Below are 13,686 nucleotides of genomic sequence, written 5' to 3'. Positions count from 1 at the left end.
CGAAATAGGAGATAAGCAGCCGGCCGGCAAGGAAAAAGCACCCGAATGGAGGGGTTCTCCAAAGTTCGGATGCTTTTTTTTTAAAAAAAATTTATGCTCAGCAGAATTATGTGTGCTGCGAGGGAGGCTCAGGTCTGCAGCGTTCGAAAACCTCCTGCTGCCCTTCATCCATCCGGTCGATCAGCTTAACGATAGAGGGAGTTGTTCGCTCGTAAGATCAAGCCAATCCAATTCTTCCCGCGTCAGCTTGATCTTCGCTCCCTCATCACAGGATTTTAGTTCTTCCGCGTTTTGGGCGCCGATCAGCGCGCAGGTCGGGAAGGGCTGATTCAGGACATAAGCGAGTGCGATCTGAATCGTCGTAACCTGCTTGGCTTCGGCAAGCTTCTTGGCCCGCTCGAGCCGCTCCCAGTTGGCATCGCTATAGAACACACGGACCAGATCTGCGTTGTCCCGCACCTCGGGAGTGAATCGCCCCGTGAAAAATCCTCTGGCCTGCGACGACCAGGACAATAGCGGGAATTGCTCGGCTTCATGCCATGCGCATGTCTCTGCATCCGCAGATACGCAGCCTTTCCAGAAAGGCTCATTCGGTTTCGCAAGGCTCAAATTCGGACTGCTGAAGGAGAAGCCGACGAGTCCGTTCGCTTCCGCATATTGATTTGCCTCCCGGATCCGTTCCCAGGTCCAGTTGGACACGCCGATCGCTTTCACGGTTCCGGATTCGATATATTCGTTGAGCGCCTCCACTACCTCGCCAGCCGGAACATTCGGATCGTCGCGATGCAGTGCGTACAGATCGATATAGTCGGTCTGCAGCCGCTGCAGGCTGTCGGTGATGTCATTCTTGATATCCTTCCGGGTCACGCGCGGTCCGTTCTGGTCGTGGTGAGCGCCCTTGGTCAGAATAACAAGCTGCTCCCGGTTGCCACGCTCCTGCATATAACGACCGATCACTTCCTCGCTTTGGCCGCCGCAATAAATATGGGCCGTATCGATCGAATTGCCACCGATGGCCAGAAATGCGTCCAGATTGGCAGCTGCCCGCTCGTAGGAATCATGGTAGAAGTAGTCCGATCCTTTCATCAGCACGGAGACGGGTTTGTTCAATCCCTTGATTGAAATATACTTCATGTTCATACCTCCTTTAAAAATGTCACAGTACGATTCTTGACCGCTCATGGGCGGATTTCAGACATGCGTCAATGACCCTCATATTACGGACGGCATCTTCTGTTGTGTATCGGAGCGGCTTGCCGTCCAGTACCGCTTCGGCGATACGGTCACCCTGCTCGCTGTATGCGTTGGCGGAAGGAACCTCGATTTCCTTCCGGCCTTCACCGGTCGTCAAGAAGAAATTGGCCCCGTTCTCGGGCAGGCTGTATGCATACGGCACCTCGATTAGCCCTTCGGTCCCCACGATTTCAAGCGGATTACGGTAGGCGGCCCACATGCCGCAGTCAAAGGTCAGCGATACGGCACCTTCAAATTCGACCAGTCCGGATGCCATCATGTCGACATGATCATGCTCCGGCGAGAAGAAGGCCTGGACGGTAACGGCTTCAGGCTCTTTATCGAGCAAAATCCGGGCTGCGTTAATCGGGTAACAGCCGACGTCATAAATGGAACCGCCGCCCCAGTCCTTACGGAACCGGACGTTGCCTTGGTTGGCCGAGCTGTTAAAGGTGAAGGCGCTGCGGATGCCTCGGATCTCGCCGATCGCTCCGGATGCGATATATTCCTTCAAGATATCGTACCGCGGGTGGTAACGGTACATGAACGCTTCGGCCAGAATCACGCCGGCCTTCGCTGCGGCATCAGCCATCTCGGCGGCTTCGGCCTCCGTCAGCGCGATCGGCTTCTCGCAGAGCACATGCTTTCCGGCTTCGGCCGCTCGGATGCTCCATTCTTTATGTAAATGGTTAGGAAGGGGAATGTAGACCGCATCAATGTTAGGATCCTCGAGCAGGGCTTCATAGCTTCCATACGAGATATTTATGTTAAGCTCTTCGGCGAGTTGCCTTGCTTTATCCTCCTGCCGGCTCGCGATGGCTGCAACTTCATTGCGACGGGATTGCTGGAGTCCGGGAATGACCGCACGCTTGGCGATGCTGGCGCAGCCCAAAATGCCCCACCGTAGTTTCTTGCTCATCTTCATCAGTTCCTCCTTCGTTACTTGAGTAAGATTATATTGCGATTATAAGAGAGAATAATTAAAATTAATATAATATTATTTTGTATTGGATTAAAACAATATTGTCATCGAGGAGACCTAGGAATGAAACGCCAAATCCACTTGCTGACCCTGCCGGAGATGCCGTTCTTCTGCTTTCCCGAATCGGTGGGCATTTACCGGGAGGAGCCGGAGCACTCGGTTACGCGGGCTGCCGGGGCACTGAACAATTTCAACATTCATTACGTCGCTTCCGGTACGGGGTATGTGGAAATCGATCAGCAAGTGCATACGCTGGGGCCCGGCGAAGCCGTCCTGTATTTCCCCATGCAGGCACAGCGTTATTACAGCAGCGAAGATGACCCATGGGACGTCCGCTGGTTCCATTTTTACGGGAGCGGGCTGCAAAATTATTTGATCGAACGGGAATTTCATCGCAGTCCGCTGTGGAGTGTCCGTCAGCCTGCTGCATTTGAGGAGGCGCATGAAACGCTGTTAAAGGAGGCGGAGAGGCATCGGATGCTGAACCCGGCCCAGCTGTCGACGCTAACCTATTCGCTGCTGACGGTCTTCGTGGAGCAGGCATCCGCGCTCTCTGACCATAAATCCAGCAACTCGGGCAGCCGTATTCTCGAATTGCTGCCGATCATTCAGCAGGAAGCCGCCAAGCCGTTTATACTGGAGGAATGGGCATCAAGGATCGGGGTAAGCACCTATTACTTCTGTAAGCTCTTTCGAAACGTCATGGAAATGACGCCGATGGAATTCGTCACCAGGTGCCGCCTGCAAATGGCCAAGCAATGGCTGCTGGAACACAAGGACAAGACGATCGGACAAATTGCCGTTGAGGCTGGATATCCGAGCGTCAGCTACTTTAATAAGCGGTTTATGGAGCATGAAGGGATGACGCCGTCTTCCTACCGGCGCTTGCACGGAGGATAGTCTGGTCGTCCTGTTCCCACGTACGGGAACGAGCCCGACTTAGGTCCAGGTTCTAATCACTTCTAGAGTCGGTTTTGGCTTTGGTTTAACCGGATTACAATGGAGTTAACGAGGGATTTGACGAAATCCTGACCGATGATCAAGTTAAACGGGGGAAAGACCAATGTCCGATACAAAGAACTTATATATATTGCTAACCGATACGGGAACGATGTTTACGAGGCTGATCAAGCGAATTACGGCTGCGCCGTATAACCACGCTTCCATTGCATTGGATGGCCAGCTTAATGAGGTGTTCAGCTTCGGCCGGAAATGTGCCGATAATCCTTGGGTGGGAGGCTTTGTGGAGGAAGACGTATATGAAGGAACCTTCAGCCATTTTCCGGGTACGCGATGCGCGTTATTGCGCTTTGAGGTGACTCAGGAGCAATATGATCAGGTCCGCGCGGTGATCCAGCGCTATAAAGACGAGGAGGACGCCTACCGGTATAATCTGATCGGATTGTTCGGTGTTCTAATGAGGCTGGATATTACGAGAGAGCGGTCCTACTTCTGCTCTCAATTCGTTGCCGAGACGTTGCGCCAGAGCGGGATTCGCCTGTGGGACCGTTCGTCCACGCTGGTGACGCCGCATGATTTTCTGCTGCACCCCTCGATGGAGGTAGTGTATGAAGGCATGCTGTACGACTATCCGCTTCTAGATCAGACGAGACTGGCAAGCTTCCATCATCCGCTTCAATCGGCGGCACAGTAGAAGGCATCCTGAGGTGCTTGGCATACAGTTGGATAGGATAACGATCATCCTCTGCCGTCCGGCAGAGGATGATTTATTGTGGCCGCTACTCTCCAATGGGAGTCGAGCCGATCCTCATTCGAATCGTGTCCATACTTTCCTATTGAAGTTGTGTCGATACTTTTCAAGCTTGATTCGTCACTAGCCCATAGACAGGGATGCCGTTATTTGATGTGACCATTAGCCTGCCGGATTATCGTTTCGATCCGCTGTTCGTGTTGGAAAACGCTCTTCTTCTTCGCCAGAATTTGGCCGGAGAGGGTGAGCATCCGTGCCAAGGTATCCGATGTCCGTGACGGATCCTGCGACTTTACGGCGGCTTTAAAGTTCTTCCATTCGGTGTTCAACAGCTTGTTCGGGGTCGAGATCGCACTCTTGTCGCTTTTGATTTTGCTCTTATACGGCTCGATCCCGGATAGCACGGACCGCACTTTGGCCGCCTTGCCGGTACGTTCCTTCTTGGCTGCCGTCAGCGCCGCTTGCTTCTGCTTGATATCCTGCCTCCCAATATTCACCAGCAGCTTCATGCTGTTAGCCTGCGTCTGCAGCATCTTGGATAACGTCTTGTCCTTCAATTTCTTGGCTGCCGCAACCTGCCTGTTTAGCGCCGTGTAGCTGTCGAATAAAGGCTGATATTTACGCTTCGCCGCATTCAGCTGTTCCTCCAGATTGCGGATCTTGTCTTTATCCAGATCGCTGATCCTTCTGCGCACTTCCGAAGCCTTGGCTTCGTTGGCATAATGCAGCGAAGCGATTTTATCATCCCATTCCATGGTCTCTTTCCGTTCGGCTTTAAACGTATCATACTGCTTGAGCAGCCTGGTACCGCCCGACCCGCCGGCACGGCCTGCGGTTTCGCTTAGCTGATGGTTGATCGCATCCGTGAATTCGATCGCTGCGGCCGCGGCCTCCCGGACCGGCACTAGACCAATTATCAATTGCATCGCAAGATAGATCATGAACATTTTCTTCATCATGACAGTAATGCCCCTTCCATCCATTGGATTCGTTCCGAAAAGCCGCTCGTAAGCTCATACGAAGTCCGGGTAACAACGCAAAAAAGCACCCGGGCAGCAGGCGTCAATGCCTGGCTTACGGGTGCTTCCTTCGTAAGAATCCAGAATTAGTTTAGTAAAATATACAATATATAACCTATATTTGTCAATCATGTCTATGGTAAATTCTTTAAAAAGTTTAAGCGAGTCGAATCTTTGACAGAATCGCTGCCCATGCTTCCGTATCGCCTTCCCACGTCCTGCCTTTCGGGATGCGAACAAGCCTGGCATCTTCAGCGAACGAAGGCAGCTCCACGATGTCCGAGTCTTCTCCATGAAGAATAAATAGCATGGAAATATGGGGATTGGCATACGTTTCATGGATGGAGGCATAGATGGCTTCGGCATCCTGCTGATGTTGAATGATCCGCACGAGAAGAACGCTTTGGCCGGATGCCAGGCAATCATTAAACCGTGCGATTCTTCGATCCAGCCGTTCCCGAAATTCGGCATAGTCGTGTAGCGGCGGCTGGTCGGGCGTATTTTTAAAATCGTGAAATGACAAACAGGTTGACTGCCGATCGCGCACATAGTAGGTGTTTACGGATTTGCCGTAGATCTCCAAATGCTCGAGCTGCATAAAGCCTTCAAGCCGTCTGCGGATCATGCCGCAAAAATCGGCGGTCGATGCGAAATTGAACCAATCCCAGGGACCTGCCTGACGCCGCAGACCGTTTCGCTTGAGCTGAGCGGCAACCTGGCAGTTATGCCCTAGGCTGAAAATTGCCTCGTACCGGTACGGTTGTGTCTCCATTTCGAAGACCTCCCTTCCAATCTATCATTTCTTATTCTATGTTGATTGATAGAAAGGGTAAGGGCGCAGGAGAATTACAAGGAGCGCTTTAACCTCCTTAACCAACCGTCACAGGTAATTGTTTCGGTAAGCGGATGCGGACCGTTTCGGGCAATCTTCTTTCATTTCCGGCATTTGCATTATTGTGATAGCGGGAAGCTCCCATATACGGCGGTTTACGGTCTATTACTATGGAGCCGGCTCATTGACAGGAGTAGAGGTCAGGTGATATTCTCCAATCAAACACGGGGTTTATCCGGGAAGACAACGAAACGATCCGAATCTGCCCCCTTGCCGCGGGCCCTGCTCCGGCTTGTGAGGTCGGTTACGGCGGCAGCGAATATACCGTTAACCAGAAGCTCTTCACTTACGAAGAGTTTTTTTCATGGCGGAAGAACCGTGTACTACAGCGAAAAGAATGTGATGACAGATGTTGGTTCGACTACGAACCCGAATGAACGGTTTACTACAAAATCATTTTTCCGGAGAGTCGATGGACTACCGGCAAATCTTTGCACTCATGCTTCCGATTCTGATCGACCAGGCTTTTATCATCGGCCTTAACTTGGTCAACACGGCGATGATCAGTTCCTCGGGAGTGGCGGCGGTCAGTGCCGTCAACATGGTCGATGCGCTGAATATTTTTCTGATCAACGTATTCGTAGCGGTGGCTACCGGAGGTACGGTCGTGGTCGCACAGTATAAAGGCAGCGGCAATGGGCAGATGGTGTCCAGGGCTTCTGCGGCTACGGTCACCTCGGTGACGTTTATTGCACTAGCGATCGCGCTGCTTATCATCGGGCTGCATAATCCGATACTCCAGCTTCTGTTCGGCTCCGCTTCGCCGGAGGTATTGGAGAGTGCCCGGATCTACCTGATCGGCAGCGGAACATCCTTTCTAGGAATTGCGGTCGTACAGGCGGTATGCGGAGCGCTCAGGGGCATCGGAAAGACGCGGGCCTCGCTTGCGCTGTCGCTGATTATGAATCTGCTGTATGTGGTGCTGAATATTTTATTTATTACGCTGCTGCATATGGGGGTCTTCGGCATGACCCTGGCCATTAACATTGCCCGTTTTGCGGGCGCGGCCTGCGCGCTGTATTATTTATTCAAGGTCGACGCAACGCTGCATATCCGGCTGAAGGACTTGTTTCATTTTCCATTGTCGATGCTTCGCAAAATCATGTTTATCGGCCTTCCGTTCGCGGCAGAGCAGATGTTCTTCAACGGGGGAAAGCTGCTGACGCAGGTGTTTATCGTAAGCTTAGGCACCTATGCGATCGCTACGAATGCGATCGGCGGATCACTCGCGATGCTGACGCAAATACCCGCGAGCGCCTTGTCGCTGACGATCGTAACGGTAGTCGGCCAATGTATCGGCCGGGGGGATATTGCGGATGCCCGGAAGTTCATCCGGTCATTTCTATGGCTGGGTGCCATCTCTCTGGCGGTAATGGGACTTATCCTGATCCCGCTGTTCAATCCGCTCGTCGGATTGTTTAATCCGCCGCAGGAAATCGTGCATGAACTGTTCGTTGTCATGCTGATCAACGTGATCATTCAGGTCCCGCTGTGGTCGATCAGCTTCATACTCCCCTCCGCACTCCGGGCGGCGGGAGATTCACGGTTTACTTCCATTACCTCCATGATGACCATGTGGCTGTTTCGGGTCATCCTCGGTTACATCATGGGGATCGTGCTCGGCTGGGGCATTCTCGGCGTCTGGCTCGCCATGAACTGCGAGTGGGGCGTGCGAGGCGCGCTCTTCCTATGGCGGTTCCGCGGCAAAAAGTGGTATGCGCATAAACTGATTTAGCTATCATCCCTATATGAGCTAAGCCCCTATCGTGGGGCTTTTTTTATTTCTTCGGCTGACCTGGATCATTTTTCTAACTTGACTATATACCCGGTGGGGTATATATTATAAGCGTGCCGCATCCGTATTCTTAAGCTTAATCCTTGAATTTGGATGGAATAAACCGAGGAGGTATGAGGGTGAGATACGATGATCAGATGAAGAACCGGGTAAAACGGATCGAAGGCCAGCTCCGCGGCATTCTGAGGATGATGGAGGAAGGGAAGGATTGCAGGGAAGTCATTACGCAGCTATCGGCGACGCGCGCAGCGATGGACCGGGCGATCGGCGTCATCGTCAGCGCCAACCTCGTGGACTGCGTCAAAGAGGCTGTGGAGAAAGGCCGGGATACGGAGCAGCTAGTGGTTGAAGCGGTGAATCTGCTCGTCCAGAGCAGATAACGTCACAGGCTATCTAAAAGGGCATTTGACCCAGGGATCAGAATTCGCAAAGGGTTGATGTCCGTTTGTTTTATCATATTATATACCCATGGGGGTATAAATTAAATGGTTGAAACTACGAAGGAGGAATTTTGGAATGCGTGCTGATCAAGTATTGGATGCCAAAGGCTTGGCATGCCCAATGCCAATCGTTAAAACGAAGAAGGCAATGAAAGACATGGAGCAGGGACAAGTGCTCGAGATTCATGCTACTGATCCGGGCGTGAAGAGCGATTTGACGGCCTGGGCCCAATCGATGGGGAACGAACTGCTCGAGCACCGCGAGGAGGACGGCGTGTTGAAGTTTTGGATCCGCAAAGGATGATTTTTGTATCAATAAATATACCCATAGGGGTAGAAGATCACATAAAAAGGAGGAAGAGATATCGTGACCGAACAGAAGCGAACGACCATTATCTTATTCAGTGGGGATTATGATAAAGCGATGGCGGCCTACATCATTGCTAATGGCGCGGCTGCGTATGACCATGAAGTGACCATCTTTCACACCTTTTGGGGGCTGAACGCCCTGCGGAAGGATGAGGATGTGCTGCTGCCTAAGAAAAAAGGGTTCATGGAGAAAATGTTTGCCAAAATGATGCCGAGAGGCGCCAACAAAATGGGGCTGTCGAAAATGAATTTTGCCGGCATGGGACCTAAAATGATAAAGGATGTCATCAAAAAGCACAATGCGGTTCCGCTGCCGCAGCTGATCGAGATGGCGCAGGAGCAGGATGTCAAGCTGGTTGCTTGCACGATGACGATGGATCTTCTCGGCCTGCAGGCGGAAGAGCTGATGGACGGGATCGAATACGCGGGAGTGGCAGCCTATTTGGGAGATGCCCAGGATGGGAATGTAAATTTGTTTATTTAAAGAATTAGGTTCCGTGGCAATTGCGAAAGTGTTCTGAGAATTAAAGCCGTTTTTCTCTAATGAAATAAGATGCATATTAACATTTTTTTATTCGAAATTATACCCCTAAGGGTATATGAAAATCCGAATGGAGGCTAGATCTTTAATGACTACAATACAATCCGATGCGAAGCTGGACGCGAAGGGGCTGGCATGTCCAATGCCGATCGTACGTACGAAGAAAGCGATGAAGGATCTCCAAGCTGGCCAGGTGCTCGAGGTGGAGGCGACGGATCCGGGATCCAAGGCCGATTTGAAAGCCTGGGCGGAAAGCGCCGGGCATCAGTATTTGGGCACGATGGAGGAAAATGGCGTACTGCAGCATTATCTTCGCAAATCGTCCGAGGAGGAAGGAGGAGAGCTCATGTATTCCAATGTGTGCGAACCTGCTGAACTGCAGAAAATGCTGGATTCCGGCGAGCCCGTTGTCCTCTTGGACGTGAGGGAGGCAGCCGAATATGCTTTCCGACACATTCCAAGCTCGGTTTCGATTCCGCTCGGAGAGCTGGAGTACCGTTTAGGCGAGCTGAACAAGGATGACAGGATCTATGTAATCTGCCGGTCGGGCGCCCGCAGCGACTTGGCGTCGAAAAAGCTTGCAGACAGCGGCTTTACGCATGTCGTTAATGTCGTACCCGGCATGAGCAGCTGGAGCGGGCAGACGGCCGGCTTGGACAATGGGCAGATGAAGTAACCGGTATAAGTGACGGGAATGGTAGCTCGCACCTCGGTATTCAAAAACGATAGAGGAACTTGATGAATAACCAAACCTCACAATAGAGAGGAAGATACAGGATGGCAATTAGAGCTATGCTTCCGCAGGAAGCGGCAGAGAAGGCAATTCGCAAGGAGCCGTTATTCATTCTTGATGTTCGCAACCCCGCCGATTTTGCAGATTGGAAGATCGAGGGCGAACGATTCAAGCATCTCAACATTCCGTATTACGAGCTGATCGACGGGGTGGAGGAAATATTGGAGCAACTTCCGGCATAAGAAGAGATTGTGGTCGTTTGCGCCAAGGAAGGCTCGTCCGTTATGGTCGCCGAATTGCTGGCCGAGCAGGGACGGAACGCTGCTTACTTGAAGGGAGGCATGAAAGCATGGAGCGAGCTTCTCATGCCGCTTAAAATCGGAGATTTGAAGGAAGGCGGCGAATTGTACCAGTTCGTTCGGATCGGCAAAGGGTGCCTGTCGTACATGTTGGTGTCCGGCCATGAAGCCGCATTGTTCGACGCGACACGGATGACCGAGGTATATACTGATTTCGCTGCAAAAATGAATGTGCAGATCAAGCACGTCTTGGATACGCATCTGCATGCCGATCATATTTCGGGCGGGCGAGCCATCGCCGAGGCTGCAGGCGCAAAGTACTGGCTGCCTGCAAAGGACGCCGGAGAGGCGGCATTCAAGTATGAGCCGCTCGAAGACGGAGACGAGATTCTGCTTGGGAGCAGCGTGATCCGGATCGAAGCGCTCCATACCCCTGGTCATACGGCTGGTTCTACCTCATTCCTAATCGATGATCAATATTTGCTGACCGGAGATATCCTGTTCATCGATTCGATCGGCCGTCCGGACCTTGCTGGACATGCGGAGGATTGGGCGGGAGATTTGAGGAAGACGCTGTACTCCATATATAAGGAGCTGTCCGGGGAGCTAGTCGTGCTGCCGGCTCACTTCATGATCATGGACGAGCTGAGCGCGGATGGGACTGTAGCGAAGAAGCTTGGCGAGCTGTTTGAAGAAAACCATGGTCTGAACATCCGGGATGAGAAGGAATTCAGATTGCTGGTCACGAAGAGCCTGCCGCAGCAGCCGAACGCCTACTTGGAGATCCGGCAGACCAATATGGGAATGATGCAGCCGAATGCGGAGCAGCAGCGGGACATGGAGATTGGGCCGAACCGATGCGCGGTTCGGTAATAAGGGCATGGAAATATGACCGTGTAAACGGTCATGCCTGATTGCAAAAGCGAAAAGGGAACCGGATGACGGTTCCCTTTTTTAAAGAATAAAGGGGGCATGAACATGGAATGGACTGTAACTTACATCTTGGCGATATTCCTCATCGGTTTTATCGGTTCCTATATTTCGGGCATGGTAGGCATCGGCGGTTCCATCATCAAATACCCGATGCTGCTGTATATTCCGCCATTATTCGGCTTTGCGGCATTCACGGCGCACGAAGTATCCGGCATTAGTGCTGTACAGGTGTTTTTTGCCACGATCGGGGGCGTGTGGGCTTACCGGAAGGGCGGGTATTTGAATAAAACCTTAATTTTGTATATGGGTTCGGCGATTTTACTTGGCAGCCTAATTGGAGGCTTCGGTTCCAACCTTATGAGCGAAAGTTTCATCAATATCATGTACGGCATATTGGCATTGCTTGCTGCCGTCATGATGCTGATCCCCAAGAGGGGAGTGGACGAAATTCCGCTGGATCAGGTGACGTTCAACAAATGGCTTGCAGCCGGACTGGCCCTTGCGGTCGGTATCGGCGCAGGGATCGTCGGGGCGGCAGGCGCGTTTTTGCTCGTGCCGTTGATGCTGGTCGTCCTGAAAATTCCGACGCGGATGACGATTGCCACTTCGCTCGCAATCACCTTCATCTCCTCCATCGGGTCAACGGCAGGCAAGCTTGCGACAGGGCAGGTCGATTACGGCCCGGCCGCCATTATGGTCATTGCCAGCCTGATCGCTTCCCCGCTTGGCGCTTCCGCCGGAAAGCGAATGAATACGCGTGTGCTGCAGTTGATCTTGGCCATTCTCATTTTGGCGACAGCTATTAAAATTTGGCTCGATATATTGTAGCTCCGCTGTATCTTAGTATAATGGCAATAACGGATTTACCGCTGAGGAGGGCGAGCTAAATGACCCGATGCAGCTGCAGGGTTTGCTCCTAATTTGGATATGATGGGGGCAGTCCTTCATTGAAGCGGCAAGATGAGAGCGATGGAATCCGAATAAGAAGGCGGGTGGCAGGAGATGAATCCGTGGAACGAGCGTTTCCAAGGAGAGGAATATGTATACGGAACGGAGCCGAACGCTTTTGTGGTCGACATGCAGAGCCGGCTTTCATTAACCGGCCAGACACTTGCGATTGCAGAAGGGGAAGGTCGAAATGCGGTATATCTGGCCGAGCAAGGTCACGATGTAACCTTGTGGGATTACGCAGAAGCGGGGCTGAACAAGGCGAATAAGCTTGCGAAGGAGAAGGGCGTTAAGATTGCTGCCCGTCTTCAGGATCTGGAGGATGCGGCGTGGACGCCGGATCAATGGGATCAGATCGTGTGCATATTCGGACATTTTCCGAAGGCGCTGCGCCTGCGAACCCTTCGCGGCGTTAAAGAAGCGGTGAAGCCGGGGGGGTATTTCATAACCGAAGTGTATTCGATGAACCAGATTCCGTATCAAAGCGGCGGTCCGCAGGAGATGGACATGCTGTATGAGCCGGAGGATTTTTTGCGGAGCTTTGCGGATTGGAGAATCATTCATTTTTTTATGGGAGAGGTTCATCGCAGCGAAGGAGCGCTGCATCAAGGCTTGTCCCATGTCATTCAATTTGCCGGGCAGAAGCCTGCTTTCACGTAAGCACCGGAGGAAAGGAATGTGAAGGGTGTTTTCAAAGATTAGGCAAGAACCTCATGTGATGATTGAACGTTTGATCCAACAGTTTTGGCCGGAGTGGGTCGGGACGGTCAGTCAAGGCGCGGGCGGCTGGAACAATACGACGCGTTTCATCCATCAAGCAGACCGCGGCTGCGTGCTGCGCATCTATAACACCCACCGCGACAAAGACAAAATCGAATTCGAGCTTGCCGTGCTGGAGTCACTGCGGCAGAGCAAGCTCTCCTTTGACACGCCGATGCCGATCCCCTCGGCAGCAGGGGAACGGATCGTGCAGCTCCCGGACGGAAGCGAACGATATGCGGTGGTGTTTGGATTCCTTGAAGGAGAGCGACCGGAAAGGAACAGCCTCCAAGCGGCTTATTCCTTCGGGGAGAAGACGGGAGAGCTATTGAAAGCACTGGAGCGGATTGACATACCCCGTCCTCCCGCATACCGGCCGTATTATGAACTGCTCCAGTCCTATCCCGCTTGCACGAGGGAAACGATCGAGGCGTTCTGTTTGCAGCCGGAACCGGCATTTCGCGATCTGCACCAGGAGCTTCTGCGGTTACTTGATGCGTACGACGACATCTGCGGCAGACTCGGAGAGCTGAGGAAGCTCCCGCAGCAGCTGGTCCACGGGGACCTCAATTTCTCCAATTTGCTGGTCGATCCCCGTCAGCCCGAGAAGGTTACGGCGCTGCTGGACTTTGAATTTTGCACCCGGGATGTCCGGGTGATGGAGCCGGCGGTGGCGATCTCCGGATTCCTTGGATTCGAGGAGGAGCGTGAGGCCATCAGCCGATTCTGCCAAGGATTCGGGAGCCGGATCCGCTTGAGTCCGGAAGAGATTGAGGCGATCCCGGTGTTAATCCGGCTGCGTATGGTGGATGTATTTCTCCACTTCATGAGCCGGTACCATGAAGGCACGGATAGTGCCGCGGTGCTGCAAGAGCAGGTCCCGATGCTGGCGTCAGGCTTGAGGCAGCTTACGGACAGCATGGCGTGGATCCGGGAAGCTGCGGCGAGGTTTCTGCTTTGATTGCTTGAAGACAGGATTTACAGATGCAGGTCCTTCCAGCGTATCCCACGGGAACGCTATTCAAGACGCGA

14 protein-coding genes and 1 pseudogene are annotated in these 13,686 nt (G+C 52.6%); 11 read left to right on the top strand and 4 right to left on the bottom strand.

Annotation, left to right across the window (positions count from 1 at the left end):
• Nucleotides 1-180: 180 nt before the first annotated feature.
• Together NSQ46_RS18610 and NSQ46_RS18605 are read right to left on the bottom strand one after the other, a co-directional pair.
• A complete protein-coding gene (locus NSQ46_RS18610) occupies nt 181-1,134 on the bottom strand; it encodes an aldo/keto reductase (protein WP_007129921.1) in 954 nt (317 codons plus the stop codon).
• 22 nt (nt 1,135-1,156) lie between these two features.
• A complete protein-coding gene (locus NSQ46_RS18605; RefSeq protein WP_040738639.1) occupies nt 1,157-2,152 on the bottom strand; it encodes a Gfo/Idh/MocA family oxidoreductase in 996 nt (331 codons plus the stop codon).
• A 126-nt stretch (nt 2,153-2,278) separates the two neighbouring features.
• Between NSQ46_RS18605 and NSQ46_RS18600 the strand changes: the two genes are divergently transcribed.
• Nucleotides 2,279-3,115 (top strand): AraC family transcriptional regulator, encoded by an 837-nt coding sequence (locus NSQ46_RS18600; RefSeq protein WP_007129923.1) that lies wholly within the window; start codon nt 2,279-2,281, stop codon nt 3,113-3,115.
• Between the two features lie 163 nt (nt 3,116-3,278).
• A complete protein-coding gene (locus NSQ46_RS18595) occupies nt 3,279-3,869 on the top strand; it encodes a hypothetical protein (RefSeq protein ID WP_007129924.1) in 591 nt (196 codons plus the stop codon).
• 203 nt (nt 3,870-4,072) lie between these two features.
• Here NSQ46_RS18595 and NSQ46_RS18590 read toward each other — a convergent pair whose 3' ends face one another.
• Nucleotides 4,073-4,885 (bottom strand): hypothetical protein, encoded by an 813-nt coding sequence (locus tag NSQ46_RS18590; protein ID WP_007129925.1) that lies wholly within the window; start codon nt 4,883-4,885, stop codon nt 4,073-4,075.
• Nucleotides 4,886-5,102: 217 nt separating this feature from the next.
• Nucleotides 5,103-5,717 carry a DUF1796 family putative cysteine peptidase gene (locus tag NSQ46_RS18585; protein ID WP_007129926.1) on the bottom strand — a complete coding sequence of 205 codons (615 nt, stop codon included), beginning with the start codon at nt 5,715-5,717 and terminating at the stop codon, nt 5,103-5,105.
• A 469-nt stretch (nt 5,718-6,186) separates the two neighbouring features.
• Here NSQ46_RS18585 and NSQ46_RS18580 point away from each other — a divergent pair, with 469 nt between their 5' ends.
• From NSQ46_RS18580 to NSQ46_RS18540, 9 genes and pseudogenes are all read left to right on the top strand, one after another.
• Entirely contained in the window at nt 6,187-7,572 is a 1,386-nt protein-coding gene (locus NSQ46_RS18580; RefSeq protein WP_040738595.1) for an MATE family efflux transporter, read from the top strand.
• 179 nt (nt 7,573-7,751) lie between these two features.
• Complete coding sequence (locus tag NSQ46_RS18575; RefSeq protein WP_007129928.1) at nt 7,752-8,012, top strand: metal-sensitive transcriptional regulator; 261 nt, start codon at nt 7,752-7,754, stop codon at nt 8,010-8,012.
• 136 nt (nt 8,013-8,148) lie between these two features.
• Complete coding sequence (locus NSQ46_RS18570) at nt 8,149-8,376, top strand: sulfurtransferase TusA family protein (RefSeq protein ID WP_007129929.1); 228 nt, start codon at nt 8,149-8,151, stop codon at nt 8,374-8,376.
• A gap of 63 nt (nt 8,377-8,439) precedes the next feature.
• A complete protein-coding gene (locus tag NSQ46_RS18565) occupies nt 8,440-8,925 on the top strand; it encodes a DsrE/DsrF/DrsH-like family protein (RefSeq protein WP_028403563.1) in 486 nt (161 codons plus the stop codon).
• A gap of 145 nt (nt 8,926-9,070) precedes the next feature.
• Complete coding sequence (locus NSQ46_RS18560; RefSeq protein ID WP_251536819.1) at nt 9,071-9,658, top strand: sulfurtransferase TusA family protein; 588 nt, start codon at nt 9,071-9,073, stop codon at nt 9,656-9,658.
• A 101-nt stretch (nt 9,659-9,759) separates the two neighbouring features.
• Nucleotides 9,760-10,887: pseudogene (locus tag NSQ46_RS18555) on the top strand (MBL fold metallo-hydrolase).
• Between the two features lie 105 nt (nt 10,888-10,992).
• Nucleotides 10,993-11,775, top strand: coding sequence for a sulfite exporter TauE/SafE family protein (locus NSQ46_RS18550; RefSeq protein WP_007129933.1), 783 nt, complete (start codon nt 10,993-10,995; stop codon nt 11,773-11,775).
• A gap of 174 nt (nt 11,776-11,949) precedes the next feature.
• Nucleotides 11,950-12,555 carry a class I SAM-dependent methyltransferase gene (locus NSQ46_RS18545; protein ID WP_213615138.1) on the top strand — a complete coding sequence of 202 codons (606 nt, stop codon included), beginning with the start codon at nt 11,950-11,952 and terminating at the stop codon, nt 12,553-12,555.
• Nucleotides 12,556-12,613: 58 nt separating this feature from the next.
• The gene (locus tag NSQ46_RS18540) at nt 12,614-13,615 is read left to right on the top strand and encodes a phosphotransferase (protein ID WP_213615287.1); all 1,002 of its coding nucleotides are present in this window, start codon (nt 12,614-12,616) and stop codon (nt 13,613-13,615) included.
• Nucleotides 13,616-13,686: the final 71 nt, after the last annotated feature.

This window comes from Paenibacillus sp. FSL M8-0142, from assembly GCF_038597315.1.
Taxonomy (GTDB): Bacteria; Bacillota; Bacilli; order Paenibacillales; family Paenibacillaceae; genus Paenibacillus_AQ; species Paenibacillus_AQ lactis.
Note: the sequence above shows the minus strand (reverse complement) of the source record. Positions and strands in the feature narration are given on the sequence as shown.

Bases quoted from the DNA above. Each gene is read 5' to 3' on its own strand.
- NSQ46_RS18610 (WP_007129921.1), bottom strand. From the start codon at position 1,134: ATGAAGTATATTTCAATCAAGGGATTGAACAAACCCGTCTCCGTGCTG.
- NSQ46_RS18605 (WP_040738639.1), bottom strand. From the start codon at position 2,152: ATGAGCAAGAAACTACGGTGGGGCATTTTGGGCTGCGCCAGCATCGCC.
- NSQ46_RS18600 (WP_007129923.1), top strand. From the start codon at position 2,279: ATGAAACGCCAAATCCACTTGCTGACCCTGCCGGAGATGCCGTTCTTC.
- NSQ46_RS18595 (WP_007129924.1), top strand. From the start codon at position 3,279: ATGTCCGATACAAAGAACTTATATATATTGCTAACCGATACGGGAACG.
- NSQ46_RS18590 (WP_007129925.1), bottom strand. From the start codon at position 4,885: ATGATGAAGAAAATGTTCATGATCTATCTTGCGATGCAATTGATAATT.
- NSQ46_RS18585 (WP_007129926.1), bottom strand. From the start codon at position 5,717: ATGGAGACACAACCGTACCGGTACGAGGCAATTTTCAGCCTAGGGCAT.
- NSQ46_RS18580 (WP_040738595.1), top strand. From the start codon at position 6,187: ATGTTGGTTCGACTACGAACCCGAATGAACGGTTTACTACAAAATCAT.
- NSQ46_RS18570 (WP_007129929.1), top strand. From the start codon at position 8,149: ATGCGTGCTGATCAAGTATTGGATGCCAAAGGCTTGGCATGCCCAATG.
- NSQ46_RS18560 (WP_251536819.1), top strand. From the start codon at position 9,071: ATGACTACAATACAATCCGATGCGAAGCTGGACGCGAAGGGGCTGGCA.
- NSQ46_RS18550 (WP_007129933.1), top strand. From the start codon at position 10,993: ATGGAATGGACTGTAACTTACATCTTGGCGATATTCCTCATCGGTTTT.
- NSQ46_RS18545 (WP_213615138.1), top strand. From the start codon at position 11,950: ATGAATCCGTGGAACGAGCGTTTCCAAGGAGAGGAATATGTATACGGA.
- NSQ46_RS18540 (WP_213615287.1), top strand. From the start codon at position 12,614: ATGATTGAACGTTTGATCCAACAGTTTTGGCCGGAGTGGGTCGGGACG.